Origin of the sequence: Klebsiella sp. DY2415 (assembly GCF_026314315.1) — a bacterium.
Lineage (GTDB): Bacteria > Pseudomonadota > Gammaproteobacteria > Enterobacterales > Enterobacteriaceae > Klebsiella > Klebsiella ornithinolytica.
The window spans coordinates 1,242,445-1,269,185 of record NZ_CP111115.1 but is presented as its reverse complement, the minus strand read 5'-3'; the positions used below and the strand labels follow the sequence as shown (position 1 = coordinate 1,269,185).

Below are 26,741 nucleotides of genomic sequence, written 5' to 3'. Positions count from 1 at the left end.
TGACGCTCCCCACCAACAATGGTATCCTGCGCCCGGGCATCAGCGATCTGCAATTCATGCACCCGACGAACCTGACGGATCCGTTAATGAAAGAGTTCTACCGTCTTTTTTTTATTTTTTTGTTATTTATCGTGGGCTACCCCGCTTTTGCCGCTGACGCACCTAAAAATGTTCGGGCTATTGTTTCGGGTATTGTCACCTATACCCGCTGGCCAGCGTTATCTGGCCCACCGAGGCTGTGTATTTTTTCTACCTCGCGTTATACCTACAGCCTGGCTCAGGAACATCCTGAGGCTTTACCGTACAAACCGGTCATTGTGCGTAATACAGAAGAAGCGTTGAATACGGTTTGTGATGGATTTTATTTTGGCAGCGAGTCGCCCTCTCAACAGGCGAAGCTCACGGCAGAATATCCATCACGCCCCTTATTACTCATTGCGGAACAAAATAGCGAGTGTGCAATCGGCAGTGCTTTTTGCCTGATCATAAATGACAAAAGGGTCAGATTCTCCGTGAATCTGGATGTCCTGACACACAGCGGTGTGCGGGTTAATCCAGACGTACTGATGCTTGCCCGGAATAACGCACATGAATAAGGATTTCTCTCAGGCTCCGCGCCCCACCTTTAAACGCGCACTACGCCGCATCAGCGTAATAAGCGTAGTGATCTCTATGACCCTGGTCTGGCTATTGCTGAGTACCGCGTCAGTCTTTACCTTGAAACAGTATGCGCAGAAGAATCTGGCGCTGACGGCCGCCACGATGAGCCGTAGTCTTGAAGCCGCGCTGGTTTTCGATGACAGCGCTGCGGCAGAAGAGACGCTGGCGACGCTCGGCAGGCAGGGGCAGTTTTCCGAAGCGCTGGTGCTGGATAGCCAGCAAAATCACTTCGCCGTCTGGCGTAATACGGACCTGGTTCGGAAAGAGAAATTCAGCGGCCTCATCAGCAAATGGCTGTTTCCTGAACCCACAACCCAGCCAATCTTGCATCTGGGGAAGGTCGTCGGCGAACTTCGGCTGACGGCGCTGGACAGCCTGATAAGCCACTTCCTCGGCATATCTATTATTGTTTTGACCGGCAGTATTCTGCTGGCCTCATTTATCGCCTTATTGCTGACGCATTCTCTGCACCACGGTATCGTCACCGCCTTACAAAGCATTACCGAGGTGGTACATGACATCCGGGAAAACCGCCACTTCTCCCGTCGGGTCCCTGAAGAGCGTATCGAGGAGTTCCATCTGTTCGCCCAGGACTTTAATAGCCTGTTGGGTGAAATGGAGGACTGGCAGCAACAGCTGCAGGCTAAAAATGCCCAGCTGTTACGCACCTCGTTACATGATCCCCTCACCGGACTGGCCAATCGCGCTGCGTTTCGCAACGTTATCAGTACATTAATGAAAGATGAGGCTGCCCGACGCAGTTCGGCATTGCTCTTTCTTGATGGCGATAATTTTAAGCTGATTAATGATAACTGGGGTCATGCGACGGGAGACAAGGTCCTCATCGAAGTCGCCAGCCGGCTGATGAATTTTGTCAGCAAGCGCCATCAGGCCTGGCGTTTAGGCGGTGACGAATTCGCGATCTTGTTGCGTGACGTACACTCAGAGGCGGAAGTCAAGACGCTCTGCACATCGTTATCCAGCCAGTTTCTTGAACCGTTTAATCTGCATAACGGCCATACTGCGACCCTGTCGCTCAGCATTGGCTATGCGCTGGCCTGGGAACATGCGTCAGCGGAGAACCTGCAGGAGTTCGCCGATCAACATATGTATCGGATGAAACACCGGCGTATTCCTCAAGTACAAAAATAAAAGGAACAACCATGCTCAGGAAATATTTTGCTCCCGCACTGATGGCCGCAGTTTTACTCACCGGCTGTCAGGCCCCGCAAGGGAAATTCTCTCAGGAACAGGTTGCTGCCATGAAGTCCTACGGCTTTACAGAAAGTGATGGCGACTGGTCGCTGGGTTTGTCCGACAGCATCCTGTTTGATAAAAATGACTACCATCTGCGCAGCGATAGCCAGGCGCAAATCCAGAAAATGGCCTCTCGTCTGGCTTCTACCGGGATTACGCACGCCCGGTTAGACGGACACACCGATAACTACGGTGAAGACGGCTATAACGAAATGCTGTCGCTTAAACGCGCCAACATCGTCGCGGATGACTGGGCGAAGGGGGCCAATATCCCGCGTAGCAATTTAACGACCCGCGGGTTAGGGAAAAAATATCCTATCGCCAGCAACGATACGGCGAAAGGGCGTGCTGAAAACCGTCGCGTTACGGTGGTCATCAGCACGCCGTAGGCACCTAGTCGACCGACTTCGCGAGCATGACGGCCGTTGCCGCCCGCCAGCGCAGATAGTCAATCACCAGTCCTGCCGCGAGGCTGGCGCCCATTAACGGTAACGCCAGCCCCAGCATCACTGCCATCGCCAGCGTGAGCGCGCGGGCGGGCCATCCCAGGTTGAACCACGCCTGAATCAGGGTATTCGCCGGGTTAAACGCCGCATGAGCCGGCCGCCGGATCCACCACAGGCGATACCCCACCACAATCATCACGCACAGCGCGATCCCAAACGCGATCAGCAGCAGTTGATTGGCAAGACCAAACAGAATCCCCATATGGAAATCCACGCCCCAGCGGGTGAGCTTCGCCATTAACGGGAAATCGACAAAGCGGGTGCGATCGACAACCTGCATGGTCTCCCCATCAATCGCCACAGCATCCACCTGCGTGGGCCAGCTTCGGTCAATTTCATTGACCGTCCACGCCCGCCCCGCCGCAGCCGGAGGGCGGATTTCCAGCTTGCTGGCAGCGAGACCCGCCGCACGCGCGATCGTCAGCACCCGATCAAACTGTTCGCCTTTCGCCGCCGGCGCCGCATCTGCCCGATGCCCCATATGGTGTTCGGCATGCGGATCATGCGGCATCGGCATGGCACTATGCAGCTGCGTATTCACCTGCGGGGTCAGCCAGCCGAATGCCGCGCGCATTTTATCCACATTGCCGCCGGCCCACTGCGACCAGGTCAGCCCGGTGGCGGAGAAAAGCAGCATACCTGCCAGTAGCCCCCAGCCCAGAGAAACATGCAGACGACGGCTATTCTGCATACGATTATTTATCCGCCTGCGGGGACGAGTCATCGCCCAGAGGACAATGCCACCGAGAGCCGCAACCCACATCCATGATGCAGCCAGCTCGCTATAAAGCCGGCCGCTATCCCCGAGCAGCAATGATTTATGGGCGTAATCGATCCACTGGCGCAGCGGTAAAATTCCGCTGGTACCATAGACCGTCATATCGCCCTTCACTTTCAGCGTTACCGGGTCGATAAAGATCGCCCGGGACTCAGACTCTCCCAACTGCGGATCGGCAAACATCACCCGCGTGGTCTCCCCGGCCTTAATCGCCGGGCGCAACGCCTGTAAACGAAGATTCCCCTGAGTCGTCTCTTCCGCGACCGCCAGCTGGGCGCTAAGCGGCTGACGATCGCCGCTCAACGAGCCACGAAGGGCATCCTGATAGAGCCAGTTCTCCAGCTGTGGAGTGGCCACGTACAGCGTCCCGGTAAGGGCCGCCACGAAGATAAACGGCCCGACAAACAGACCAATATAGAAATGGAGGCGTCGCAGCAGGTTCAGCCATGCCGCGCGCGAGGTGCAGGTAGTCATACTTTTCCTTTCTGAAAGCAAAAAGAGAACGTGGCGCTGTGCGCCTTGTTATTTTAGAAAGCAGAAAAAGCAGACCGATGCGGCGGCGCGCGGGTTTCGGGGTACAGCCAGGGGAAGAAATGCCGGCGCTTCAGCACCAGACAGGGGAAAAGCACGCGCACGCGGCGCAGGATAACGGAGATAAGCAGCGCCAGCGCAAACAGCAGCCCCGGAACGTGAGCCAGCAGCACGCAGTAGCCACAGGCCTCCGCATGGTCGAGCGGCATCGTGTGCGTCGACTGGGGCGCAGGAGAATCCACCGGGTGGGACATCATCTGCTCATGCGGCATATCCGCCATCATCATGGCATGATGCATGCCGGGCATAGCGCTCATCGGATCTTTTTGCAATGAGACCGAGATCAGCGGCGCAATCACAATCAGCAGGATCGAAAACAGCGCCAGCCATGCGGCCCGCCGTATAAACGCTGAGTGTAGAGAAAGTTTGCTGACCACCGCCCCTCCGAAATGAGAGCGATATTGTAAATGATTTACATCAGAATGGTTAAATTGAAGATAAAAAAAGGGCCGGCCCAACGGGCCAGCCCTTTTCATCAGGATGTCGCGAAAGCGAATCTTAGTTAAGACGCTCTTTGATACGAGCAGACTTACCGGTACGCTCACGCAGGTAGTACAGTTTAGCTTTACGTACAGCACCACGACGTTTAACAGCAATGCTGTCAACTACCGGAGAGTGAGTCTGGAAGACACGCTCAACGCCTTCGCCGTTGGAAATTTTACGAACAGTGAATGCAGAGTGCAGACCGCGGTTACGAATAGCGATAACCACGCCCTCGAATGCCTGCAGACGTTTTTTGGAACCTTCAACAACCCATACTTTCACTTCCACGGTATCACCCGGACGGAAGGAAGGTACGTCCTGCTTCATCTGTTCTTGTTCAAGTTGCTTAATAATGTTGCTCATAATTTAATCTCTTATCCTGGGTAAACTGATATTAGGGGCTTACGCCATCCCATCATGTTTATGCTGCTGTTTTGCGTGTTCAGTTTTGAACTCCGCCAGCAACTTTGCTTGCTCTTCAGTCAGAGCCAGGTTTTCCAAAAGTTCAGGTCTTCTAAGCCAGGTACGGCCCAGCGACTGTTTCAAACGCCAGCGACGAATCTCAGCATGGTTTCCCGACAGCAAAACTGGCGGTACTTCCATCTCTTCTAACACTTCAGGACGGGTATAGTGTGGGCAGTCCAGCAATCCATCGGCAAAGGAATCTTCCGTTGCCGATGCCTCATGACCCAGAACCCCCGGAATAAACCGGGAAACGGAGTCAATCAGCGTCATGGCTGGTAACTCACCACCGCTGAGGACGTAATCACCGATTGACCATTCTTCGTCAATTTCGGTCTGGATTACGCGCTCATCTATGCCTTCATAGCGACCGCACACCAGAATCAGTTTCTGATTCGTTGCCAGTTCGCTGACGCCCGCTTGATCAAGCTTGCGTCCCTGAGGTGACAGATAAATCACCTTTGCGCCTTCACCTGCCGCGGCTTTTGCTGTGTGAATGGCGTCCCGTAAGGGTTGCACCATCATTAGCATCCCCGGTCCGCCGCCGTAAGGACGATCGTCCACGGTACGGTGCCGGTCATGAGCAAAGTCACGAGGACTCCAGCTCTGGATACTCAGCAGGCCATTTTTTACTGCCCGGCCAGTTACCCCGTAATCGGTAATTGCGCGGAACATTTCAGGAAACAGGCTAATTATGCCAATCCACATAGCGCCGTCTTTTACCGTTTATCCGGAGAATTTAAAAACCAGGATCCCAGTCTACTTCGATTGTGCGAGTAGCGAGATCGACTTTCTTGATAACCTGCCCATCGAGGAACGGAACCAGCCGCTCCTTGATACCAAATGCATCTTTCAGGTTTGCCTTAATGACGAGAACGTCATTTGACCCGGTTTCCATCATGTCGATGACTTTACCAAGGCCATAGCCTTCTGTGGTTACTACCTGGCAGCCCATCAGGTCTTTCCAGTAATAGTCACCCTCTTCGAGCTTCGGCAGCTGCGAGGAATCCACGACAATTTCGCAATTAGTCAGCAGATTCGCAGCATCACGATCGTCAATGCCTTTCAGCTTAATAACGATGTCCTGATTATGGTGGCGCCAGCTTTCCAGCTCAACGACCTGCCACTGACCCGCCTTCTGGATTAACCAGGGCTGATAGTCAAAAATGCTTTCGGCGTCTTCGGTGGAGGAAAACACTCTGAGCCAACCACGGATACCGTAGGAAGAACCCATCTTGCCCAATACGATCGGATCAACAGGTGCTTGTGCGGTGTGTTGCTTGCTCATCATGACCACCGTGACAGATTAAGCTGCTTTGTTTGCTGCTTTGATCAGCGCTGCAACGCGATCGGAAACGGTAGCGCCCTGGCCAACCCAGTGAGCGATACGATCCAGATCCAGACGCGTTTCTTCTTCGTTCGCAGAAGCGATCGGGTTGAAGAAACCAACGCGCTCAATGAAGCGACCGTTGCGTGCATTACGGCTGTCGGTGACAACAACCTGGTAGAACGGACGCTTTTTAGCGCCGTGACGAGCTAAACGAATAGTTACCATAACATCCTCTTGTGTGAATAGAACACCCGGGCCCCATCGAGGAACGGAGCCCGGGTGTCATATTAAAAGCCCGAAAATTTTACTCATTTTTGGGGAAATTGCAATCAACAGTTGATAAGTCTGCTATAAAAGGCCGTCGGCGGTGCGGTCAGTTCGGTGCCGACGTGCGCGCAGCCACCGGAGCGTACACGTAGTACGTGAGGATGGCGAGCACACCCCGGTGCCGAAATGGCAAACAAGCCAGGCCGATTAGCGACCAGGGAATCCTGGCGGCATCATCCCTTTCATCCCACGCATCATCTTCATCATGCCGCCTTTCGACTTCATCTTCTTCATCATGCGCTGCATATCATCAAACTGTTTGAGCAGACGGTTCACATCCTGCACCTGCATCCCGCAGCCGGCGGCGATACGGCGCTTACGTGAACCTTTAATGATTTCCGGCTTAGCGCGCTCTTTCAGCGTCATCGAGTTGATGATCGCTTCCATCCGCACCAGCACTTTGTCATCCATCTGGGATTTCACGTTGTCCGGGATCTGCCCCATGCCTGGCAGTTTGCCCATCAGGCTGGCCATGCCGCCCATGTTTTTCATCTGACGCAGCTGCTCAAGGAAATCGGTCAGATCGAAACCATCGCCTTTCTTCAGTTTGGAGGCCAGTTTCTCGGCCTGCGCGCGGTCAACCTTGCTCTCGATATCTTCGATCAGCGACAGCACGTCGCCCATGCCGAGAATACGGGAAGCAATACGATCCGGGTGGAATGGCTCCAGCGCTTCGGTCTTTTCACCGACGCCAAGGAACTTAATCGGTTTACCGGTGATGTGTCGAATCGACAGCGCGGCACCGCCGCGGGCGTCGCCATCGACTTTAGTCAGCACCACGCCGGTTAGCGGCAGCGCTTCGTTAAAGGCTTTGGCGGTATTCGCGGCATCCTGACCGGTCATCGCATCAACGACGAACAGCGTTTCTACCGGGTTAAGAGAAGCGTGGACCTGTTTGATTTCGTCCATCATCGCTTCATCGACGTGCAGACGACCGGCGGTATCCACCAGCAGCACGTCGTAGAACTTCAGCTTCGCTTCTTTCAGCGCGGCGTTAACGATATCGATCGGCTTCTGGCCCACATCGGACGGGAAGAAATCAACGTTAACCTGCTCAGCCAACGTTTCCAGCTGTTTAATCGCCGCCGGGCGATAAACGTCCGCAGAGACCACCAGCACTTTCTTCTTGTGCTTCTCACGCAGGAATTTACCCAGCTTCGCGACGCTGGTGGTTTTACCCGCACCCTGCAGACCCGCCATCAGCACGACGGCCGGCGGCTGAGCGGCTAAATCCAGCGCCTGGTTCTCTTCGCCCATCGCCGCAACCAGCTCGTTACGTACGATTTTGACAAACTCCTGACCCGGGGTCAGGCTTTTGTTTACTTCATGACCCACCGCGCTCTCTTTGACGCGGCTGATGAAGTCACGGACGACAGGCAGCGCGACGTCCGCCTCCAGCAGCGCCATGCGGACTTCACGCAGGGTATCTTTAATATTGTCTTCGGTAAGGCGTCCGCGGCCGCTAATGTTGCGCAGCGAACGCGACAAACGATCGGTTAAATTATCAAACATTGTCTCTCGCCTGAGGTGGAAACTGTCGGTCGCAGCAGCGACACGAAAACACGGATTTGGCGCAGTATAACACGACATGAAGCGCGATGTGATGCAACGGTTGGAGCAGACGTCGCGTGACGCTATACTGCTTCTCTTTCTTATTTAGTCAACAGTCGACACCCATATGCCTGTTTTTGCTCTGCTCGCGCTTGTCGCCTACTCCATCAGCCTTGCGCTGATCATCCCCGGCCTGTTGCAAAAAAACAGCAGCTGGCGGCGGATGGCGATTCTTTCCGCAACTATTGCGTTGATTTGTCATGCTTTTGCGCTGGAGTCACGTATTTTCCCCGGCGGCGAGAGCGGACAGAATCTCAGTTTATTAAACGTCGGTTCGCTGGTCAGTCTGATGATCTGTACGGTGATGACTATCGTCGCGTCGCGTAACCGCGGCTGGCTGCTGCTGCCTATCGTCTACGCATTTGCGTTGATTAACCTGGCTTTCGCCACTTTCGTGCCGAACGAATACATCACCCATCTGGAAACCACGCCGGGAATGCTGGTGCACATCGGCCTGTCGCTCTTCTCTTATGCGACGCTGATTATTGCCGCGCTGTATGCGCTCCAGCTGGCATGGATCGATTATCAGTTGAAGAACAAAAAGCTGGCCTTCAGCCATGAAATGCCGCCGCTGATGAGTATCGAGCGTAAAATGTTTCATATTACGCAGGTCGGCGTGGTCCTGCTGACGCTGACGTTGTGCACCGGTTTGTTTTATATGCATAACCTGTTTAGCACGGAAAATATCGATAAAGCCGTGCTGTCGATCGTCGCGTGGTTTGTCTATATCGTTCTGTTGTGGGGCCACTATCATGAAGGATGGCGCGGTCGTCGGGTCGTCTGGTTTAACGTCACCGGCGCAGGCCTGCTGACGCTGGCTTACTTTGGCAGCCGCGTGCTTCAACAGTTTATTAGTTAACCCCGAACACCCGCCTGTCCCGGCAGGTGTCATCATTGCAGAAAGCCTGAAGACTGGCGCGCTCAGCGCCAGCAGGCTCATAAAATAGCCTACCGGGCCAGGCGTTAAGGAGTCCCCCCTGGAACACATATCTACCACCACGCTGATCGTGACGCTGATTATCATGGTGATTATCTCCGCCTATTTCTCCGGTTCTGAAACCGGGATGATGACCCTGAACCGCTATCGACTGCGGCATATGGCGAAACAAGGCAACCGCCAGGCAAAGCGCGTAGAAAAGCTGCTGCGCAAACCCGACCGTTTAATCAGCCTGGTGCTGATCGGCAATAACCTCGTCAACATCCTCGCCTCCGCGCTGGGGACGATTGTCGGTATGCGTCTGTATGGCGATGCCGGGGTGGCCATTGCCACCGGCGTACTGACCTTCGTGGTCCTGGTTTTTGCCGAGGTCCTGCCTAAAACCATCGCGGCGCTGTATCCGGAAAAGGTCGCCTACCCGAGCAGCTTCTTACTGGCGCCGCTGCAGGTGCTGATGATGCCGCTGGTCTGGCTGCTGAACACCATCACCCGCCTCCTGATGCGCATGATGGGCATCAAAACCGATATCATCGTCAGCGGCGCACTGAGCAAAGATGAGCTGCGCACCATCGTGAACGAGTCGCGGACCCAAATCTCCCGCCGTAACCAGGACATGCTGCTGTCGGTGTTGGATCTCGAAAAGGTCAGCGTCAATGACATCATGGTCCCGCGCAATGAAATTATCGGTATTGATATTAACGACGACTGGAAATCAATCGTTCGCCAGCTGACCCACTCTCCTCACGGACGCATCGTGCTGTATCGCGGCTCGCTGGACGACGCCATCAGCATGCTGCGCGTACGTGAAGCCTATCGCCTGATGACCGAGAAAAAAGAGTTCACCAAAGAGGTGATGCTGCGCGCCGCCGATGAAATTTACTTCGTGCCGGAAGGAACGCCGCTCAGCACGCAGCTGGTGAAGTTCCAGCGCAATAAGAAGAAAGTAGGCCTGGTAGTCGATGAGTACGGTGACATCCAGGGGCTGGTGACGGTAGAAGATATTCTCGAAGAGATTGTCGGTGACTTCACTACCTCAATGTCGCCGACGCTGGCTGAAGAAGTCACGCCGTTAACCGACGGAACCGTCATCATTGATGGCAGCGCCAACGTGCGTGAAATCAATAAAGCGTTTAACTGGCATCTGCCGGAAGATGAGGCCCGAACGGTTAACGGGATTATTCTGGAGGCGCTGGAAGAGATCCCGGTTCCCGGCACGCGCGTGCGCATCGAGCAATATGATATCGATATTCTCGACGTCCAGGACAATATGATTAAGCAGGTGAAGGTCAAGCCGGTGAAGCCCCTTCGCGAGAGCGCCGCCGAGTAATCGACAGGCCTGACGCAGAGACGGTGGACCCTGGGTTCGCCGTTTTTTTTGCCCGCTGCTTTCCGGGCAACAAAACCGCAACGCGATAAAAACAATAAAAAACGGCCGCCCTTGGGCGGCCGTTGGAGGCGAATTATTTCGCTTTCGCTACGGTTACCATCGCTGCGCGAATGGTACGACCGTTCAGGGTATAGCCCTTTTGCATCACGCCCAGCACGTTGCCAGCCGCCACATCGTCAGACTCAACCATGGCGATGGCCTGGTGCACGTTAGGATCCAGCGGCACGTTGGTATCGGCAATCACTTCCACACCGAATTTGCGTACGACATCCAGCATCGACTTCAGCGTCAGCTCAATACCTTCAACCATGGAAGCCATGTCCGGATTGGCTTTATCGGCCACTTCCAGCGCGCGGTCCAGGCTGTCGATAACCGGCAGCAGTTCGTTAACGAACTTCTCCAGAGCAAATTTGTGCGCTTTTTCCACGTCCAGCTCGGTACGACGACGCAGGTTTTCCATTTCCGCTTTTATGCGCAGGACACCATCGCGTTCACGAGTCTGAGCTTCAGCCAGCTGCGCTTCCAGATTCGCAATTTTTTCATCGCGCGGATCCACCTGCTCAGCAGAAACTTCAGGCTCAACCGCCTCAACGTTTTCGTGCTGTTCCGTGATAATTTCTTCCGGGGCTTGCCCGTCAGGCGTTTTCTGTTCTTTACTACTCATGAATTTCTCCGCGTTTTTTTCGCATTCATCTCGCTAACTTCGCTTATTATGGGGATCCGTTTCCGGGTTTCAAGGGAAGCTGTCAGATTGTCATCATTCATTTAACGCAAGGACATCCAGAACATGAAGAACCATTTCAAGTGTATAGGCATTGTGGGACACCCTCGTCACCCAACCGCGCTGACCACACATGAAATGCTCTGGCGCTGGCTCTCCGGCAAAGGCTACGAGGTTCTGGTCGAACAACAGATTGCCCATGAGCTCCAGCTTAGCAACGTCAAAACGGGCACGCTGGCGGAAATTGGTCAGCAGGCGGATCTGGCGGTAGTGGTGGGCGGCGACGGCAATATGCTCGGCGCAGCGCGAACGCTGGCACGTTACGATATCAACGTCATCGGCATTAACCGCGGCAACCTCGGTTTTCTGACCGATCTCGACCCGGATAACGCTCTGCAGCAGCTCGCCGACGTCCTGGAAGGCCACTACATTTCGGAAAAACGTTTTTTGCTGGAAGCCCAGGTCTGCCAGCAAGATTGCCAGAAGCGCATCAGCACAGCGATTAATGAAGTGGTCCTGCACCCGGGCAAAGTCGCGCATATGATTGAGTTCGAAGTGTATATCGATGAGGTGTTTGCCTTCTCCCAACGTTCAGACGGCCTGATTATCTCCACGCCGACGGGCTCCACCGCCTATTCATTATCCGCCGGAGGCCCCATCCTGACACCCTCCCTGGATGCCATTACCCTGGTCCCTATGTTCCCGCATACCCTCTCGGCGCGTCCGCTGGTGATTAACGGCGACAGCACCATTCGCCTGCGTTTTTCCCAGCGCTGCAGCGATCTGGAGATCAGCTGCGACAGCCAGATAGCGCTGCCGATTCAGGATGGCGAAGATGTCCTTATCCACCGCTGCGATTATCATCTGAATCTCATTCACCCAAAAGATTACAGCTATTTCAATACATTGAGCACTAAACTCGGCTGGTCGAAAAAATTGTTCTGATTTTAGCAGTCGCCTCTTTACTGGATAAAAAACCAGTCTATACTGTACGAAAACACAGTAATGGTTTTTCATACAGGAAGGCAGCTATGCTGGCGCAACTCACCATCAGTAACTTTGCTATCGTTCGTGAACTGGAAATCGATTTTCACAGCGGAATGACCGCGATCACCGGGGAAACCGGTGCAGGGAAATCTATTGCCATTGATGCGCTGGGGCTGTGCCTCGGCGGAAGAGCCGAAGCAGACATGGTGCGAAGAGGCGCCAGCCGCGCAGACCTGTGCGCCCGCTTCGCCTTAAAAGATACTCCGGCGGCGCAGCGCTGGCTGGAAGAGAACCAGCTGGAAAGCGGACGTGAGTGTTTACTTCGCCGCGTCATCAGCACCGACGGTCGTTCGCGCGGCTTCATTAACGGTACCGCCGTTCCCCTCTCCCAGCTTCGCGAGCTTGGTCAGCTGCTTATTCAGATCCACGGCCAGCACGCGCACCAGCTATTAACGAAGCCAGAACACCAAAAAACGCTGCTCGATGGTTATACCGGTGAGTATGCGCTTACTCAGCGTATGGCTGAACACTACCGCCAGTGGCATCAAAGCTGCCGCGAGCTGGCCCAGCATCAGCAGCAGAGCCAGGAACGCGCAGCCCGCGCCGACCTGCTGCAATATCAGCTGAAAGAGTTGAATGAGTTCAATCCGCAGCCGGGTGAGTTCGAACAAATCGATGAAGAGTACAAACGTCTGGCCAACAGCGGCCAGCTGCTGACCACCTGTCAGCACGCGCTGACGGTGCTCGCAGATGGCGAAGAAGCCAACCTGCAGAGCCAGCTCTACACTGCCAGGCAGCTGGTGACCGAGCTCGTCGGTATGGACAGCAAGCTCTCGGGCGTGCTGGATATGCTTGAAGAGGCGGCTATTCAGCTCAGCGAAGCCAGCGACGAACTGCGTCACTATAACGACCGTCTGGATCTCGACCCGAATCGTCTGTTCGAGCTCGAGCAACGCATCTCTCGCCAGATAGCCCTGGCGCGTAAGCATCAGATCACCCCGGAAGAGCTCCCCGCATTTTATCAGGGTCTGCTGGAAGAGCAGCGGCTGCTGGACGACAGCGCGGGCTCGCTGGAATCACTTAGCCAGACCGTGATAGAACACCATCAGCTGGCGCTAGAGACTGCTCAGCAGCTGCACGCTCTGCGTCAAACCAGTGCGCAAGAGCTGGCGCAGTTAATCACGGAGAGTATGCGCTCACTTTCCATGCCTCACGGGGTGTTTGCCATCGAGGTTGCCTTTGATGAGCGTCATCTCACCGCCGAAGGGGCCGACCGTATCGAGTTTCGCGTCACCACCAACCCGGGACAGCCGCTTCAGCCCATTGCTAAAGTCGCTTCCGGTGGCGAACTGTCGCGTATTGCGTTGGCCATTCAGGTCATTACCGCGCGGAAGATGGAAACGCCGGCCCTGATTTTCGATGAGGTAGATGTCGGTATCAGCGGCCCGACGGCGGCAGTCGTCGGCAAACTGCTGCGTCAGCTGGGCGAATCGACCCAGGTCATGTGCGTCACTCACCTGCCGCAGGTTGCCGGCTGTGGCCATCATCATTTCTTCGTCTGCAAAGAGACCGACGGCGAGATGACGGAAACCCATATGCACCCGCTCGACAAACGGGCGCGACTGCAGGAACTGGCCCGTCTGCTGGGCGGTAGCGAAGTCACTCGTAATACGCTGGCAAACGCGAAAGAGTTGCTCGCGGCGTAAACTTTTTGATTTTCGCAGAGTCATAGTGAACAGCAAATTGCCGCAAGACCTGCAGTCGAAGGTTTCCAACTGGGCAAAGGTCTATTATTATCGGCATATTACAGATGAGCCACGTACTGCTCGGGCCCGAAAAGGAATAAAATCACTATGCGCTGTAAAACGCTGACTGCTGCCGCAGCGGTTCTTCTCATGTTGACCGCAGGCTGTTCCACTCTGGAACGAGTGGTTTACCGTCCTGATATCAACCAGGGTAACTATCTGGCACCCAACGATGTAGCAAAAATTCGTGTCGGCATGACGCAACAGCAGGTTGCTTATGCGCTGGGTACCCCAATGATGTCGGATCCGTTTGGTACCAACACCTGGTTCTATGTTTTCCGTCAGCAGCCTGGGCATGAAAAAATCACCCAGCAGACGCTAACGCTGACCTTCAACAGCAGCGGCGTGTTAACCAACATTGATAACAAACCGGCTCTGACCAACGAGTAATGCAGTAAATACCTTGCTGCAAAAAGACAAAAAGCGCTCACTGAGCGCTTTTTTTATCCCTTTCGCCGCTATTTCCCGGCGTTTTTCTCCGCGCGCTGACGACGCAGCTCTTTCGGATCGGCAATCAGCGGGCGGTAGATTTCCACCCGATCGCCATCATGCACCACATCATTCAGCTTAACCGGACGACTGTATATTCCGACCTTGTTCTTCGCCAGATCGATATCGCCGCGCAGCGCCAGCAGGCCGCTGGCAATAATCGCCTGTTCAACCGTTGCGCCCTCTTCAAGCTTTACGCTTTGCAGGTACTGCTTCTCCGGCAAGGCATAGGCAACTTCCACCACGATGTTAGCCGACACGATAGACCTCTTTGGCCCTGGCCGTGAAAGCCTGAACCATATTTAATGCCAGCTCTTTGAAGATGCGACCAAACGCCATCTCAATCAGCATATTGGTGAATTCAAAATCGAGATGAAACTCAATTTTGCAGGCATCCGAGCTCAGCGGGATAAACTTCCAGCCGCCAATCAGCTTTTTAAACGGGCCATCGACCAGGCTCATTAAAATGCTCTGGTTACTGGTAAGGGTATTACGCGTCGTAAAGGTCTTACTGATGCCTGCTTTGGACACATCAACCGCCGCCATCATCTGCGTCGGCCCAGACTCCAGCACACGGCTCCCGGTGCAGCCAGGCAAAAAATCAGGATAGGACTTCACGTCATTTACGAGTTGATACATCTGTTCCACACTGAAGGGCACCAGCGCAGTACGGCTAATCTGAGGCATAGCAAGTTCCACATTTATACACATCGCAAATAATATCATTTATCTGCCGCTAAAAAAAACGCTGTGCCGCAACTCGTGCTAAGATAGCGCATTACACCTCGCAGGATGGATTGAGGTACTGTGTTCCCGTTTAGCAATGACTTCAGGACATTATGACCAAGAAAAAAGCCCACAAACCTGGATCAGCCACCATTGCGCTGAATAAACGCGCCCGCCATGAATACTTTATCGAAGATGAATACGAGGCTGGTCTTGCCCTGCAAGGGTGGGAAGTCAAATCTCTGCGCGCCGGCAAAGCCAACATCAGCGACAGCTATGTCATCCTGAAAGATGGCGAAGCCTATCTCTTTGGTGCCAACTTTACGCCGATGGCCGTGGCATCGACCCACTACGTCTGCGACCCGACGCGTACCCGTAAGCTGCTGCTTAATCAGCGCGAGCTGGATGCCCTGTACGGCCGAATCAACCGTGAAGGCTACACTGTCGTAGCCCTGTCGCTGTACTGGAAGAACGCCTGGTGCAAAGTGAAAATCGGCGTCGCCAAAGGTAAGAAGCAGCACGACAAGCGTACCGATCTCAAAGATCGCGAGTGGGCGCTGGATAAAGCCCGTATTATGAAACACGCCGGTCGCTAATCCCCTCTTTTTAAGGGCCGGCTCAGCTGGCCCTTATGCGCTATATCGTTGTTGATGCTGCTTTTTCACCCACCCAGCCCCCATAATCGTGCGAACGAGTGCTGGTAACTCCATTCACAAATCTGTTATACTCGCCTTAACACATTGGGGCTGATTCTGGATTCGACGGGATTCGCGAAACCCAAGGTGCATGCCGAGGGGCGGTTGGCCTCGTAAAAAGCCGCAAAAAAATAGTCGCAAACGACGAAAACTACGCTTTAGCAGCTTAATAACCTGCTAAGAGCCCTCTCTCCCTAGCTTCCGCTCTTAAGACGGGGAATAAAGAGAGGTCAAACCCAAAAGAGATCGCGTGGAAGCCCTGCCTGGGGTTGAAGCGTTAAAACTAATCAGGCTAGTTTGTCAGTGGCGTGTCCGTCCGCAGCTGGCCAGCGAATGTAAAGACTGGACTAAGCATGTAGTGCCGAGGATGTAGGAATTTCGGACGCGGGTTCAACTCCCGCCAGCTCCACCACTTGCTCTTCCGGATACGTCCGGGGGAATCCTGAAAGCCCGCACGGCACAAGCCCTGCGGGCTTTTTTGTGTCTGTCGTTGTCCGAGAGCATCCGGCTAAATCCGGTGATTATTGGTATACGTTTAGGTATACGGTAGGATGTATACCTAAAAGCGTATACCAATTCATGAAGGAGCGGCCACAGTGGCACGGACAACACGCCCCCTGACCAACACCGAAGTTCTGCGCGCTAAAGCGTTAGAGAAGGATCTGACGCTGCATGATGGCGATGGACTTTTCCTGATAGTAAAAACCAGTGGCAAGAAACTCTGGCGCTTTCGCTACCAACGTCCAGCAACAAAACAACGGACAATGATGGGACTTGGTGCTTTCCCTGCCCTTTCACTTGCTGATGCCCGAGGGTTAAGAGCGGATTACCTTGCATTATTAGCTAATGGAATTGACCCGCAAATTCAAGCTGAAGTTGCAGAGGAAGAGCAGCAAATCGCTCTGGACAGTATTTTTTCGACAGTCGCCGCTAACTGGTTCAAGCTCAAAAGCAAAAGCGTTACCCCAGATTACGCAAAAGACATTTGGCGCTCACTGGAGAAAGATGTATTCACTGTGATTGGTGGGATCCCCGTTCAGCAAATCAAAGCCCGAACATTGGTTGAAGCACTTGAGCCAATCAAAGCTCGTGGAGCGCTTGAGACTGTGCGTCGACTGGTACAACGCATTAACGAGATAATGATTTATGCCGTAAACACTGGTCTGATTGATGCCAATCCAGCATCAGGTGTTGGTATGGCCTTTGAGAAGCCCAAAAAACAAAACATGCCGACGCTGCGCCCAGAGGAATTGCCAAAGCTAATGCGTTCTCTAGTCATGTCAAATCTATCTGTTCCGACTCGCTGTCTTATTGAGTGGCAGCTCCTGACCCTTGTGCGCCCTTCTGAGGCCTCCGGCGCTCGGTGGTCAGAGATCGATCTCGATGCCAAGCTCTGGACAATTCCAGCCGAACGGATGAAGGCCAAGCGAGAGCACATTGTTCCTTTATCCACTCAGGCATTAGACATTCTAGAGGTAATGAAGCCTATTAGTGCGCATCGTGAGCATGTTTTCCCAAGCAGAAATGACCCTAAACAACCAATGAATAGCCAGACTGCCAATGCAGCATTAAAACGGATTGGGTATGGAGGAAAGTTGGTAGCTCACGGATTACGCTCCATTGCCAGTACATCTATGAATGAAGCTGGATTTAATTCAGATGTCATTGAGGCCGCATTGGCACATATTGATAAAAATGAAGTTCGGCGAGCATACAACCGTTCAACATATCTTCAAAAAAGAATTGAATTAATGAGTTGGTGGGGTGAGTTAATTAGAATATCATGCAGGTAAAAATAAGGTGGTGATAAATCACCACCTTCCACATACTTAATTAAATTCTTTGAATTTATCACGCAACATACTGAAATGCTGCTCACCAATTTTATAATACTCGTCTAAAATACCATTAATAACCGCACTATTTATAATAAAAACATACTTACCTTTACTTTTTGCCAACGCCTTTATCTTGTCTTTTTGCAGTTCGTTTGTTGCTTCACAGCAGGACAACAAACAAACTGATGTTTTAATAACATCCATTTCTTGAACTAGGTTTTCCAGATAACCCTCACTAATATGAGAGCTTGACATCACAATATTAACTAAAATTTTATCAGCCGGAATTTCAAAAACCGAAAAATCAAAAAAGAATCCCGCACGAGATTCATTTAACATTGTAAAGCTATAACCATGCATATTTCTCTTTATCAAGCACGGATAAAAAAGAGAAGGATAAAATATAGTCAGAAATATTTTTTTAAGGCTTTCAATATACAATTGCTCATCATTTTCTTTTATTGCAAGCTTGAGATTCTCAACATCTGATGATAGTGGACCAGTTACAGCCCCTGTTGAATCATCAAAGCTTTTATGGGGAAGAGGCGGTGGCGGTGAAAGCAATAGTTCTTCTTTGTATTGCTTTATTGCATCAGGATATTTTACTATCTGTTCCTCAATAAACTCCTTAGACTGCCCAAATTCTTCGATAATCTTTGTAGCTGTTACTGTTTGCTTCCCTCTTAAAAGAGTTACAAGCGCAGACCCTGCTTTAAGATGTTCTGCTCTAATCTCTGGAATTATATATTTCCGATAAAATTTGGAGTGTGAATAAGCTATCTTTTCTCTAGCCAGTACCTTTGGGATAAGTATAATTTCTTCACCATTGTAAACAGGGAGCTTGAATGTTCTCTTCCCCCATCGCCCACTATTCGGATCCCACAAACGAATACCAGAAACATCTGACATATCCACATTATAAAATTCACAAATCTTTTGTGTATATTCTATAAACGGAAGCTTAAGTATATTACATACAGAATCAGAAATCCTGTCAGATGCAATCCCATCAATAGTTAATGCTGTATCCTCAAGATCATGCAGTAATCCTGTTTGAGCTGCTTTACTATTTTTCAATGACTCTAAAATTAGCTCTGCCGTTTTAACTCCTAAGGCTTTGCCAGAGGATTTTTTAGAAGAATACCCAAGATGAAATGAATTGGATTCTTTCAATGAAGATAATAATACTCCTGCTCTTTTAAGGTCTCCGTTTTTTATACTAGCCATAACATCTGCGAAATAATCCTGAATTAATTTCTCAAGACTATCTCCCCAATCTGTTTTTAACGCTCGAATAGAGGTGGGATCTATAAAAAATTGTAAATCAGTATCCAAAGGGATATCAATAAAATCTAAATTTGATTGCTGAAATTCCATATTAAAAGCTTCAGAAAACTTCATACAGCACTCCTTACTTTGAGCATCTAGCAATGGGAACACTCTCATTTGTATTACATTAAGAAAAAGATCACAAGTTAGACAGAGTAAAGTTGTTTTAAAAATCACAAAGAGAATAAGTTACTCTTTAATTTCAATTACATATATTGAAACAAAGGCTTTTTGAACACTGTAACGACTATTTTCATAATCAATAATACGTTCACTACTCACTGTTCCTGAGCTCTTCAGATACGCACTACATTGTACTTATCCCTCCAAACCAATATCGCACTCAATCGAGACCATTGGGGGATGCACTAAGTCAGCGAATTTAAATGCAGCGCGCAGTGCTTTCCCCTCCTCGCCTGCCCGCTTCGTGGGTCGGTTTTCATGCAGATGCATCGGGGGGCTCAGACCGCGCCGGGACAGGGGCCGGACAGGAATAACAGGGCGAGGAAACGCATGCAAAACCATGCACCCTGTGGATGCATGGCTTAATTCGGGAAAAATAGCGGTATTTTCGGGGATTTTTTGCGGAGCTACTTACTGGCCAGTTCCGCGCGCCGGCGGGAATAAATCAGGCTCTGTCCGGGGGTGTATTTTTCCTGATTATCCACCCGCGAAGCCGCGTCAGGCCTGAATCCGATGGCCGTTAAAATATCGCTGTCTTCTGCGGCATAATTAATTTCTTCACCGGTACTCAGCCACACGGACAGGGCTTCCCTCAGGTAATGCGCCGAACGGTCGAGCGCATGGCCGGTCAGGAGCGCAGGCTGCTGACTGAGTCCCATCAGCTCCGGGGCGAGCGTGGCCGCCAGCTCTGTCCCGTGCGCCTGCATGAAGTCATTCAGCCGGTTGCGGATACTGATGCGCTGTACCGCTTCATGGGAGCGGATATAGCGCCCGGCGGCCTGATTTATCTCCCATTTTTTGACATCGATAATGTCGCGCAGTGTCTGCATTCTGCCCGGTATACGGTCATCCCCGGCCAGCACCTGCTCGCGGTATTCCTGCTCTGCGGCCGCCAGTTCGGCTTTACGGTTCAGCCAGGCGGTTTCGTTATTCTGACAGGCCTCAAAGGCCTGCTGTAGCGTAAGGGTGGTCATGGTCAGTTCTCCCCTGATTAATGGCGGTATGTCGAGCTATAGCAGCCCTGCACTTTACGGGGTGCCGGGGGTGTGACCGGCTCCGCGACAGGCGGCGCTTTCTCCGCCGGGGGCCGGATAACCTCGTCGATGGCTTCAGTGGTGCGGAACGTCGCCGAGCACTCAATATTGGTGCACTGGTGATAGCGCTGTTTGACGTTCTCCGACAGATAGCGGGAGGTGCGGGCATGCGCCGACTTTTTGCAGAACGGACAGTGCATCATGGCAGCAGCCCCCGCGCTTTCAGGTCAGCCTTGCGCTGACGGATTTTCTCCTGCCAGACCCTACGCTCGCCGGGTGTGCTGGCGGCGTCGTGGTCCATGTGCGGAAGCGCAACGGCCGGGAAGCCGGTCAGGGAGAGCACCGGCTCATCGGCTGGCGTGACGGAGAAGGCGCTCACTTTCCTGGTCAGGAAGGTCACCACCTGATGCATGACCTCTTTCTCCGGCTCGGTGTAGCCCTGATGGCCGGTGGTGTTGGCGAGCGGGTTTTCCATCACGTCCGCTTTCAGCACCATCGCCCGGACCAGTGGCCCGAGGGTGTCGTTCAGCGCGCGGTCGAGCTCTTCCTTCGCATATTCAGACAGTACGGCATGATGCGCCTGGCGGAATGCCTTTGCGGTGCTGTTGCAGGCGACTTTCAGCAGGTCACGTTCAAAGGCCAGCACTTCGGTCAGATTGTCACATTCCTGCGCCAGCTCCCGGCGGGCCACGCGTTCGATATGGCCGCTTTTCAGCTCATCGGTCAGCATGGCGCCCCCGGCACGGAAAGCGGCGCGCCATGTGCGGGTATCGCTGCCGTTGTCCTGCTCCAGCGCCGCTTTCTGCTCCTCTGCGCGGGTGATGGCCGTCAGGGTGTCCTCCATCCGGCGGGCCTGTTCAAGATGGGCCTCTCTGGCTGCGGCCAGTCGCTCCAGCGCCGGTTTCAGGTAATCAGGGATAAAGGTGGTGTCGGTCATGGCAGGTTTCCTCGTGGTTTCAACATGAGGTGATTCTGCCGGGGCACACACAACAACACGACCTGTTACGGTTGTGGCAGTTCTGGCACAAACAGGACTTTAAAACCCGGCTTGCCAGAGAAAGGTCTCAGGAAAAGCATACTCACCGTTTGTTTTTTTACATATAACTGTTCACTACTGTTCACTTTAAATAAAAGAATAAGTAATACAGTAAGTTAAGTGGTGAACAGTTGAGGTCAGAAGTGTTCACCGACTGTTCACTACTGTTCACTTTTCTGTTTTAACGGAGCTCTGCTCCTTTAGTCTTTTTTGCGATTAAAAATGAAGAATATATAAATAAAAGCAATCATAGGTTTTCCATCAATTGCCAACGATTGCCAACAGTTGCCAGTGTTTTCCACTTTCAAAAAATCAATATGTTGTGTGGTGGGCCACTACAAAATGACTTGTTGCCCTCAGAGAAAATATTCACAAAATAGAGAGCTACCCGAGGCCGGACGGACACGACCGGCACTGTATGGACTTTATGAGGTAGCCCGATGCACACCGCTTTTTCTTCCCCGTCTTCTGCTCCTGCTGCGCCGCTGATGCCGGTCTCTGATGCCGTTCACGAGCGATTTATTCGCCTGCCCGAAGTGATGCATCTGTGCGGGCTGTCCCGCTCCACGATTTACGACCTCATCAGCCGGGAGGCTTTCCCGAAACAAATCTCCCTCGGCGGAAAAAACGTGGCGTGGGCGCAGTCGGAAATCACCGGGTGGATGGCCGACCGTATTGCCGAACGCAACCGGGGTTATGACGCATGATGATGCCCGTTCTGCAAAAAGCCCCTTTTTCTGGCTTGCTTCCCTTCGCCGTTTCCAGGTATAGTTTTATCGCTGTCGCAAAATCGGCAGCCGGGCGTAGGAACCCGAGTTACTCAATGGCGACACCAGACGCGCCATGCGTCTTTTTTTACGTCGTTGCTCAGGCACACCCATTTTTCGGGCTGTGGTGTTTATGCACACACCGCAGCTCCGGCAAGATAATGGTGGCCCGGGCGGGGCAGCCTTCGGGCTGGCCGGTACCCATTGAGGCCGGTATTCCTACCCCCGTCCGGGTCACCACCCATGAGCGTAGGAACTCCGGTGGTGGCAATAACCGCTACTCAATGGAGGCTGCCATCATGGCTACTATCCTCGCCCCGTCACACCCGCAGTTTGTCTTTGTATTTGCCGCCGTTCGTCGCGCAGACCGTCAGCCTCGTATCTGTATGCTCCGCGCCATCGCCGGGGATGAACACGCCGCACGCCTTTCCCTCGTTCGCGATTACGTCCTCTCGTTTGCCGGTCGTCTGCCGGTGGCGGAGGTGCGCGAATGAAACAGCCCGCCATCACCGTCAAAGACCTCGAATGCCTTGAGCACCTGCGCAACGTCGGCCACTTTGTCAGCGCGATGATGCAGGAGCAGGACTGCACTACCATTCGCCGCGACCCGGCGCAACAGTCGCAGCTTACCTCCGTGATTTACCTGATGACTGCCCAGCTCGACGGCGTGGTCGAGCGCTGCAACCAGCGCTGGCTGACCGGGGAGGGTAACGTATGAAAACGCCTCTGCCGCCCGTATTGCGTGCCGCCCTGTATCGCCGCGCTGTCGCCTGTGCCTGGCTGACCCTGTGCGAACGTCAGCACCGCTATCCCCACCTCACCCTCGATGTGCTGGAAAACGCCATTGCCGACGAGCTGGAGGGCTTCTACCTGCGCCAGCACGGCGAGGAAAAAGGCCGCCTGATTGCCTGTGCGCTGCTGGAAGATTTGATGCAGGCCGGGCCGCTGAAGGCCGCCCCGTCGCTGTCCTTCCTCGGGCTCGCCGTGATGGATGAGCTCTGCGCCCGCCATCTGACATCGCCTGTACTGCACTGAGGGAGAAAACCATGAAAATGAACGTAACGGACACGGTAAAACAGGCGTGCGGCCACTGGCCGCTCATTCTCCCGGCGCTGGGAATGAAAGTGATAAAAAACCGCCATCAGGCCTGCCCGGTGTGTGGCGGCGCTGACCGTTTCCGCTTTGACGATAAAGAGGGGCGCGGCACATGGTTCTGTAACCAGTGCGGCGCCGGTGACGGCCTGAAACTGGTTGAGATGGTGTTCGGCATATCGGCATCCGAGGCCGCCGGGAAGGTGAACGCCGTCACCGGCCATCTGCCACCAGTGGCCCCGGAGGTGGTGGCGGCCGCAGACGCCGGAACGGAGGCCGACCGCAAAGCGGCGGCCGCGCTGGCCGTCGGGCTGCTGGAGAAAACCCGCCCGGCCACCGACAACGCCTACCTGACCCGCAAGGGCTTCGCAGGTCGTGAGTGTCTGACGCTGACCGAGTCGCACAAAACCGGCGGCGTGGCCTACCGCGCCGGTGATGTGGTGGTGCCGCTGTATGACGGGACCGGCGCGCTGGTTAACCTCCAGCTTATTAATGCTGAGGGGCTCAAGCGCACCCTGAAAGGAGGCGCGGTAAAAGGAGCGAGCCACACTATCGAAGGGAAAAAACAGGCGGGAAAACGCCTGTGGATAGCGGAGGGCTATGCGACGGCGCTTACCGTGCATCACCTGACTGGCGAAACCGTTATGGTGGCGCTGTCGTCCGTGAACCTCCTTTCTCTGGCGAGCCTGGCCCGTCAGAAACACCCGGCCTGTCAGATTGTGCTTGCCGCTGACCGTGACCTGAACGGCACCGGCCAGAACAAAGCCGCTGCGGCCGCTCAGGCCTGTGAGGGCGTTGTCGCCCTGCCGCCGGTATTTGGTGACTGGAATGATGCAGTGATGCTCAGAGGCGAAGACGCCACGCGGAAAGCCATTTATGCCGCCATCCGGCCAGCGGCACAAAGCCCCTTCGACACCATGAGCGAGGCGGAATTTACCGCCATGAGCGCCAGCGATAAGGCGATGCGGGTGCATGAGCATTACGGCGAAGCGCTGGCCGTGGACGCCAACGGCCAGCTCCTGTCCCGGTATGAAAACGGCATCTGGAAGGTGATAACGCCGTCTGATTTTGCCCGCGATGTGGCCGGGCTGTTCCAGCGCCTGCGCGCCCCGTTCTCATCGGGGAGAATTGCGTCGGTGGTGGAGACCCTGAAACTGATTATTCCGCAGCAGGATGCACCGGCACGCCGTCTGATTGGTTTTCGCAACGGGGTGCTCGATACAAGCTCAGGTATATTCAGCCCGCACAGCAAATCGCACTGGCTGCGCACCCTGTGCGACGTGGATTTCACCCCGCCGGTGGAAGGGGAAACGCTGGAGACCCATGCGCCGAACTTCTGGCGCTGGCTCGACCGGGCGGCCAGTGGCAACCCGACAAAACGTAACGTGATTCTGGCCGCGCTGTTTATGGTGCTGGCGAACCGCTACGACTGGCAGCTCTTTCTCGAAGTCACCGGGCCGGGCGGCAGCGGGAAAAGTATTCTCGCTGAAATCGCCACGATGCTGGCCGGAGAGGATAACGCCACGTCAGCCGATATCGACACGCTGGAAGACCCCCGTAAGCGCGCCTCCCTGATTGGCTTCTCGCTCATTCGTCTGCCAGACCAGGAGAAATGGAGCGGGGACGGTGCCGGACTCAAGGCCATCACCGGCGGCGATGCGGTGTCGGTCGACCCGAAATACCAGAATCCCTACTCGACGCATATTCCGGCGGTCATTCTGGCCGTGAACAATAACCCGATGCGCTTCACCGACCGCAGCGGCGGTGTGTCACGTCGCCGGGTGATTATCCACTTCCCGGAGCAGATTGCGCCGGAAGAACGCGACCCGCAGCTCAGGGATAAAATCGCCCGTGAGCTGGCCGTCATCGTGCGCCAGTTAATGCAGCAGTTCAGCGACCCGATGAGTGCCCGCGCCCTGCTCCAGTCGCAGCAGAACTCCGATGAGGCGCTCAGTATTAAACGCGACGCTGACCCGACGTTTGATTTTTGCGGCTATCTGGAGGCGCTACCGGAGCCGGACGGAATGTATATGGGGAACGCCAACATTATCCCGCGCCAGCCGCGCCTGTATCTGTATCACGCTTATCTGGTGTACATGGAAGCCCACGGTTACAGGAACGCGCTCAGTCTGACCATGTTCGGCAAGGGGCTCTCAGCCATGCTGAAAGAGTACGGTCTGAATTACGATAAACGCCGCACAAATCAGGGTATGCAGACCAATCTCGCTCTCAGGGAGGAAAGCAACGCCGACTGGCTGCCGAAGTGCGACGAACCCACCGCAACATAACCTACCCGGACCGGCATTGCCGGTCTTTTTTTACCTGCATACCGGCCAGAGTGAACAGTAAAGTGTTCACTGCTCACCGAGTATTAACCAACTAACATTATGAAAATAAACAATAAAAAAAACCGAGTGAACAGTGTGAACAGTTTTTCCAGAAAAAACTTTTTACCACCAAAGTGATCAGACCGCTCAGTGCCATAAGCGGAAGTATTAGGCCTTCGACGGCTGCGGAAAACGCGTTGTGAACGGTGAGTCTGGGCCGATAAGATTACCTGTTCTTCGGCTGGGATCATGGAGGCGATCGTGGCGCGTCATCCTGCCCGGGGAATAATCTCCGGGTCATGCTGCCAATACGGCTCTCGTTAGACGCTTATTGAGAGGCTCAAACTATCTTCACTAAAAATACAGTATCCAGTGAAGTTATCATTTCTAATTCTCCTGATAAGGATCTGCATGGTCCTCCTTTCGGTAAAACTCTCTGCGTTATTTCTTATTTTCAAACCTACCAATATATCGAGAAGGCACGCGAAGTATTTTAAAAAAAAATTTTAACTTTCTGAAACATAAAATTTTTTCTTGGTATAATCGAGATTGAGATGAACGTGGTCTCGCGAACCCTGCTGGGCAAGCACGGCAGGGATTTTTTTCAATCAATATGGAGAGGAGCCTATGGCTTAATCTGTTTATAGAAGGAGAATTAAAAATGACCAAATGGACATTTGAAAAAACTGTTGTTGCACAAGGGATTGCTGCACAAAACAATTCTGGACGTATTCCGGCGATTGACATTCAACAAGGCCCTGGTCTTTTGAAGCGTCATCAAAGGAAGTTGTATAAAAGCGCAATCAACTTCAGCGCGCCAATTGAGAAAGACGACTGTGGGCGATACAACCCTCTCGGGGGAAGTGTGGCGGTATGGTATGCTTCTGACTCGGCGTTAACGGCGGCGGCGGAAGCATACGGGCGTTTGTTCCATCTCAAAGGAACGATTTCTTATCCTGAATCGGTACTTTCACAACATTATATGTGCTCTGTGGATGTCGCGAGAACGGTGAAAGTGATTGATGTTGTGGCACTCTGTGAGTTGTTACATATCCCTTTGGATAGCTTAGAGAACGAAGATTACACCTTTCCTCAGTGGCTAATGGAACATCTTTATACGCATTTCGGGCGTGACTATGACGGGATTGCCTATACCTCAAGACATAAGCGCTATAAGCGTTGTTATGCCTTTTGGGAACGACCGGGTAGTACACCAGCCTTTACCGATACCCCTCAGGGGATGTGGCCTTATGCTAGTTACGTCGAAACTGACGAAGGCATGTTCCCTAAGGGGTGGCACAAAGGAACGATGTCAGGTGAAGAGATGTTCGAAGAATTGCTTGGATTCGAAATTACGCCAGAACCAATGTAAATCAAAGAGGG

The 26,741-nt window shown here is 53.3% G+C and carries 30 protein-coding genes and 1 other RNA gene; 17 read left to right on the top strand and 14 right to left on the bottom strand.

Going from position 1 to position 26,741, the window contains the following annotated elements:
* Positions 1-86 precede the first annotated feature (86 nt).
* From OQV00_RS06075 to OQV00_RS06065, 3 genes are read left to right on the top strand one after another with little or no spacing between them, the layout of a single operon-like run.
* On the top strand, positions 87-596 hold the full coding sequence (locus tag OQV00_RS06075) for a regulatory sequestration protein YfiR (protein ID WP_032718208.1): 510 nt from the start codon (positions 87-89) through the stop codon (positions 594-596).
* A complete protein-coding gene (gene dgcN, locus OQV00_RS06070) occupies positions 589-1,812 on the top strand; it encodes a diguanylate cyclase DgcN/YfiN (RefSeq protein WP_104895855.1) in 1,224 nt (407 codons plus the stop codon). The genes OQV00_RS06075 and dgcN overlap by 8 nt, the downstream gene beginning before the upstream one ends.
* Positions 1,813-1,823: 11 nt before the next feature.
* The gene (locus OQV00_RS06065; RefSeq protein ID WP_015585930.1) at positions 1,824-2,306 is read left to right on the top strand and encodes an OmpA family protein; all 483 of its coding nucleotides are present in this window, start codon (positions 1,824-1,826) and stop codon (positions 2,304-2,306) included.
* A gap of 4 nt (positions 2,307-2,310) precedes the next feature.
* Here the strand turns inward: OQV00_RS06065 and OQV00_RS06060 are convergent, their stop codons facing one another.
* From OQV00_RS06060 to ffh, 7 genes are all read right to left on the bottom strand, one after another.
* A complete protein-coding gene (locus OQV00_RS06060) occupies positions 2,311-3,675 on the bottom strand; it encodes a PepSY-associated TM helix domain-containing protein (RefSeq protein ID WP_075808287.1) in 1,365 nt (454 codons plus the stop codon).
* A gap of 53 nt (positions 3,676-3,728) precedes the next feature.
* Entirely contained in the window at positions 3,729-4,169 is a 441-nt protein-coding gene (locus OQV00_RS06055; RefSeq protein ID WP_004866543.1) for a DUF2946 domain-containing protein, read from the bottom strand.
* A gap of 121 nt (positions 4,170-4,290) precedes the next feature.
* A complete protein-coding gene (gene rplS, locus OQV00_RS06050; protein ID WP_002914145.1) occupies positions 4,291-4,638 on the bottom strand; it encodes a 50S ribosomal protein L19 in 348 nt (115 codons plus the stop codon).
* Between the two features lie 39 nt (positions 4,639-4,677).
* A complete protein-coding gene (gene trmD / locus OQV00_RS06045) occupies positions 4,678-5,445 on the bottom strand; it encodes a tRNA (guanosine(37)-N1)-methyltransferase TrmD (protein WP_004866546.1) in 768 nt (255 codons plus the stop codon).
* A gap of 31 nt (positions 5,446-5,476) precedes the next feature.
* On the bottom strand, positions 5,477-6,025 hold the full coding sequence (rimM, locus tag OQV00_RS06040) for a ribosome maturation factor RimM (RefSeq protein ID WP_004866548.1): 549 nt from the start codon (positions 6,023-6,025) through the stop codon (positions 5,477-5,479).
* Positions 6,026-6,043: 18 nt separating this feature from the next.
* Positions 6,044-6,292: a 30S ribosomal protein S16 gene (gene rpsP, locus OQV00_RS06035; protein WP_004866550.1), complete on the bottom strand. Its 249-nt coding sequence runs from the start codon at positions 6,290-6,292 to the stop codon at positions 6,044-6,046.
* A gap of 249 nt (positions 6,293-6,541) precedes the next feature.
* Positions 6,542-7,906, bottom strand: a complete 1,365-nt coding sequence (gene ffh / locus OQV00_RS06030) for a signal recognition particle protein (protein ID WP_004866553.1) — start codon at positions 7,904-7,906, stop codon at positions 6,542-6,544.
* A gap of 166 nt (positions 7,907-8,072) precedes the next feature.
* Between ffh and OQV00_RS06025 the strand changes: the two genes are divergently transcribed.
* Entirely contained in the window at positions 8,073-8,864 is a 792-nt protein-coding gene (locus OQV00_RS06025) for a cytochrome C assembly family protein (RefSeq protein ID WP_004866556.1), read from the top strand.
* Between the two features lie 118 nt (positions 8,865-8,982).
* Entirely contained in the window at positions 8,983-10,269 is a 1,287-nt protein-coding gene (locus OQV00_RS06020; RefSeq protein WP_032718085.1) for an HlyC/CorC family transporter, read from the top strand.
* Between the two features lie 133 nt (positions 10,270-10,402).
* On the opposite strand, the gene grpE is transcribed toward OQV00_RS06020, so the two are convergent.
* A complete protein-coding gene (gene grpE, locus OQV00_RS06015; protein ID WP_004866563.1) occupies positions 10,403-10,993 on the bottom strand; it encodes a nucleotide exchange factor GrpE in 591 nt (196 codons plus the stop codon).
* Positions 10,994-11,116: 123 nt separating this feature from the next.
* On the opposite strand from grpE, the gene nadK reads away from it, so the two are divergent.
* The 3 genes from nadK to bamE all read left to right on the top strand — a co-directional run bounded on the left by nadK (position 11,117) and on the right by bamE (position 14,232).
* A complete protein-coding gene (gene nadK, locus OQV00_RS06010) occupies positions 11,117-11,995 on the top strand; it encodes an NAD(+) kinase (RefSeq protein ID WP_004866566.1) in 879 nt (292 codons plus the stop codon).
* Between the two features lie 86 nt (positions 11,996-12,081).
* A complete protein-coding gene (recN, locus tag OQV00_RS06005) occupies positions 12,082-13,743 on the top strand; it encodes a DNA repair protein RecN (RefSeq protein WP_044348888.1) in 1,662 nt (553 codons plus the stop codon).
* Positions 13,744-13,890: 147 nt separating this feature from the next.
* Complete coding sequence (gene bamE, locus OQV00_RS06000; RefSeq protein WP_004866572.1) at positions 13,891-14,232, top strand: outer membrane protein assembly factor BamE; 342 nt, start codon at positions 13,891-13,893, stop codon at positions 14,230-14,232.
* Between the two features lie 68 nt (positions 14,233-14,300).
* Here the strand turns inward: bamE and OQV00_RS05995 are convergent, their stop codons facing one another.
* Together OQV00_RS05995 and OQV00_RS05990 are read right to left on the bottom strand one after the other, a co-directional pair.
* The gene (locus OQV00_RS05995; RefSeq protein ID WP_004866575.1) at positions 14,301-14,591 is read right to left on the bottom strand and encodes an RnfH family protein; all 291 of its coding nucleotides are present in this window, start codon (positions 14,589-14,591) and stop codon (positions 14,301-14,303) included.
* On the bottom strand, positions 14,581-15,018 hold the full coding sequence (locus tag OQV00_RS05990) for a type II toxin-antitoxin system RatA family toxin (protein WP_004866577.1): 438 nt from the start codon (positions 15,016-15,018) through the stop codon (positions 14,581-14,583). The genes OQV00_RS05995 and OQV00_RS05990 overlap by 11 nt, the downstream gene beginning before the upstream one ends.
* A 152-nt stretch (positions 15,019-15,170) precedes the next feature.
* Here OQV00_RS05990 and smpB point away from each other — a divergent pair, with 152 nt between their 5' ends.
* The 3 genes from smpB (at position 15,171) to OQV00_RS05975 (ending at position 17,545) form a co-directional block, all read left to right on the top strand.
* Positions 15,171-15,653 carry an SsrA-binding protein SmpB gene (gene smpB / locus OQV00_RS05985; RefSeq protein ID WP_004866580.1) on the top strand — a complete coding sequence of 161 codons (483 nt, stop codon included), beginning with the start codon at positions 15,171-15,173 and terminating at the stop codon, positions 15,651-15,653.
* 146 nt (positions 15,654-15,799) lie between these two features.
* Positions 15,800-16,164: a transfer-messenger RNA gene (gene ssrA, locus OQV00_RS05980) on the top strand.
* A 184-nt stretch (positions 16,165-16,348) separates the two neighbouring features.
* Positions 16,349-17,545 (top strand): integrase domain-containing protein, encoded by a 1,197-nt coding sequence (locus OQV00_RS05975; RefSeq protein ID WP_032445284.1) that lies wholly within the window; start codon positions 16,349-16,351, stop codon positions 17,543-17,545.
* A gap of 36 nt (positions 17,546-17,581) precedes the next feature.
* On the opposite strand, the gene OQV00_RS05970 is transcribed toward OQV00_RS05975, so the two are convergent.
* The 4 genes from OQV00_RS05970 to OQV00_RS05955 all read right to left on the bottom strand — a co-directional run bounded on the left by OQV00_RS05970 (position 17,582) and on the right by OQV00_RS05955 (position 21,073).
* Positions 17,582-18,991, bottom strand: coding sequence for a hypothetical protein (locus OQV00_RS05970; protein ID WP_180242225.1), 1,410 nt, complete (start codon positions 18,989-18,991; stop codon positions 17,582-17,584).
* 518 nt (positions 18,992-19,509) lie between these two features.
* Positions 19,510-20,076, bottom strand: coding sequence for a phage polarity suppression protein (locus OQV00_RS05965; RefSeq protein WP_266280009.1), 567 nt, complete (start codon positions 20,074-20,076; stop codon positions 19,510-19,512).
* 17 nt (positions 20,077-20,093) lie between these two features.
* Positions 20,094-20,339, bottom strand: coding sequence for an ogr/Delta-like zinc finger family protein (locus OQV00_RS05960; protein WP_266280007.1), 246 nt, complete (start codon positions 20,337-20,339; stop codon positions 20,094-20,096).
* Positions 20,336-21,073, bottom strand: coding sequence for a glycoprotein 3 (locus OQV00_RS05955; protein ID WP_266280005.1), 738 nt, complete (start codon positions 21,071-21,073; stop codon positions 20,336-20,338). Before OQV00_RS05955 ends, OQV00_RS05960 begins: the two co-directional genes overlap by 4 nt.
* 539 nt (positions 21,074-21,612) lie before the next feature.
* Here OQV00_RS05955 and OQV00_RS05950 point away from each other — a divergent pair.
* From OQV00_RS05950 to OQV00_RS05925, 6 genes are all read left to right on the top strand, one after another.
* Positions 21,613-21,879: a helix-turn-helix transcriptional regulator gene (locus OQV00_RS05950; RefSeq protein WP_004174792.1), complete on the top strand. Its 267-nt coding sequence runs from the start codon at positions 21,613-21,615 to the stop codon at positions 21,877-21,879.
* The gene (locus tag OQV00_RS05945; RefSeq protein ID WP_266280003.1) at positions 21,876-22,433 is read left to right on the top strand and encodes a host cell division inhibitor Icd-like protein; all 558 of its coding nucleotides are present in this window, start codon (positions 21,876-21,878) and stop codon (positions 22,431-22,433) included. The genes OQV00_RS05950 and OQV00_RS05945 overlap by 4 nt, the downstream gene beginning before the upstream one ends.
* Complete coding sequence (locus tag OQV00_RS05940) at positions 22,430-22,657, top strand: hypothetical protein (RefSeq protein WP_265796127.1); 228 nt, start codon at positions 22,430-22,432, stop codon at positions 22,655-22,657. The genes OQV00_RS05945 and OQV00_RS05940 overlap by 4 nt, the downstream gene beginning before the upstream one ends.
* The gene (locus OQV00_RS05935) at positions 22,654-22,974 is read left to right on the top strand and encodes a DUF5375 domain-containing protein (RefSeq protein ID WP_265796128.1); all 321 of its coding nucleotides are present in this window, start codon (positions 22,654-22,656) and stop codon (positions 22,972-22,974) included. Before OQV00_RS05940 ends, OQV00_RS05935 begins: the two co-directional genes overlap by 4 nt.
* Before the next feature lie 11 nt (positions 22,975-22,985).
* On the top strand, positions 22,986-25,319 hold the full coding sequence (locus OQV00_RS05930) for a primase-helicase zinc-binding domain-containing protein (protein ID WP_266279999.1): 2,334 nt from the start codon (positions 22,986-22,988) through the stop codon (positions 25,317-25,319).
* Positions 25,320-26,019: 700 nt separating this feature from the next.
* On the top strand, positions 26,020-26,730 hold the full coding sequence (locus OQV00_RS05925) for an RES family NAD+ phosphorylase (protein ID WP_032445253.1): 711 nt from the start codon (positions 26,020-26,022) through the stop codon (positions 26,728-26,730).
* The last annotated feature ends 11 nt before the right edge of the window (positions 26,731-26,741 follow it).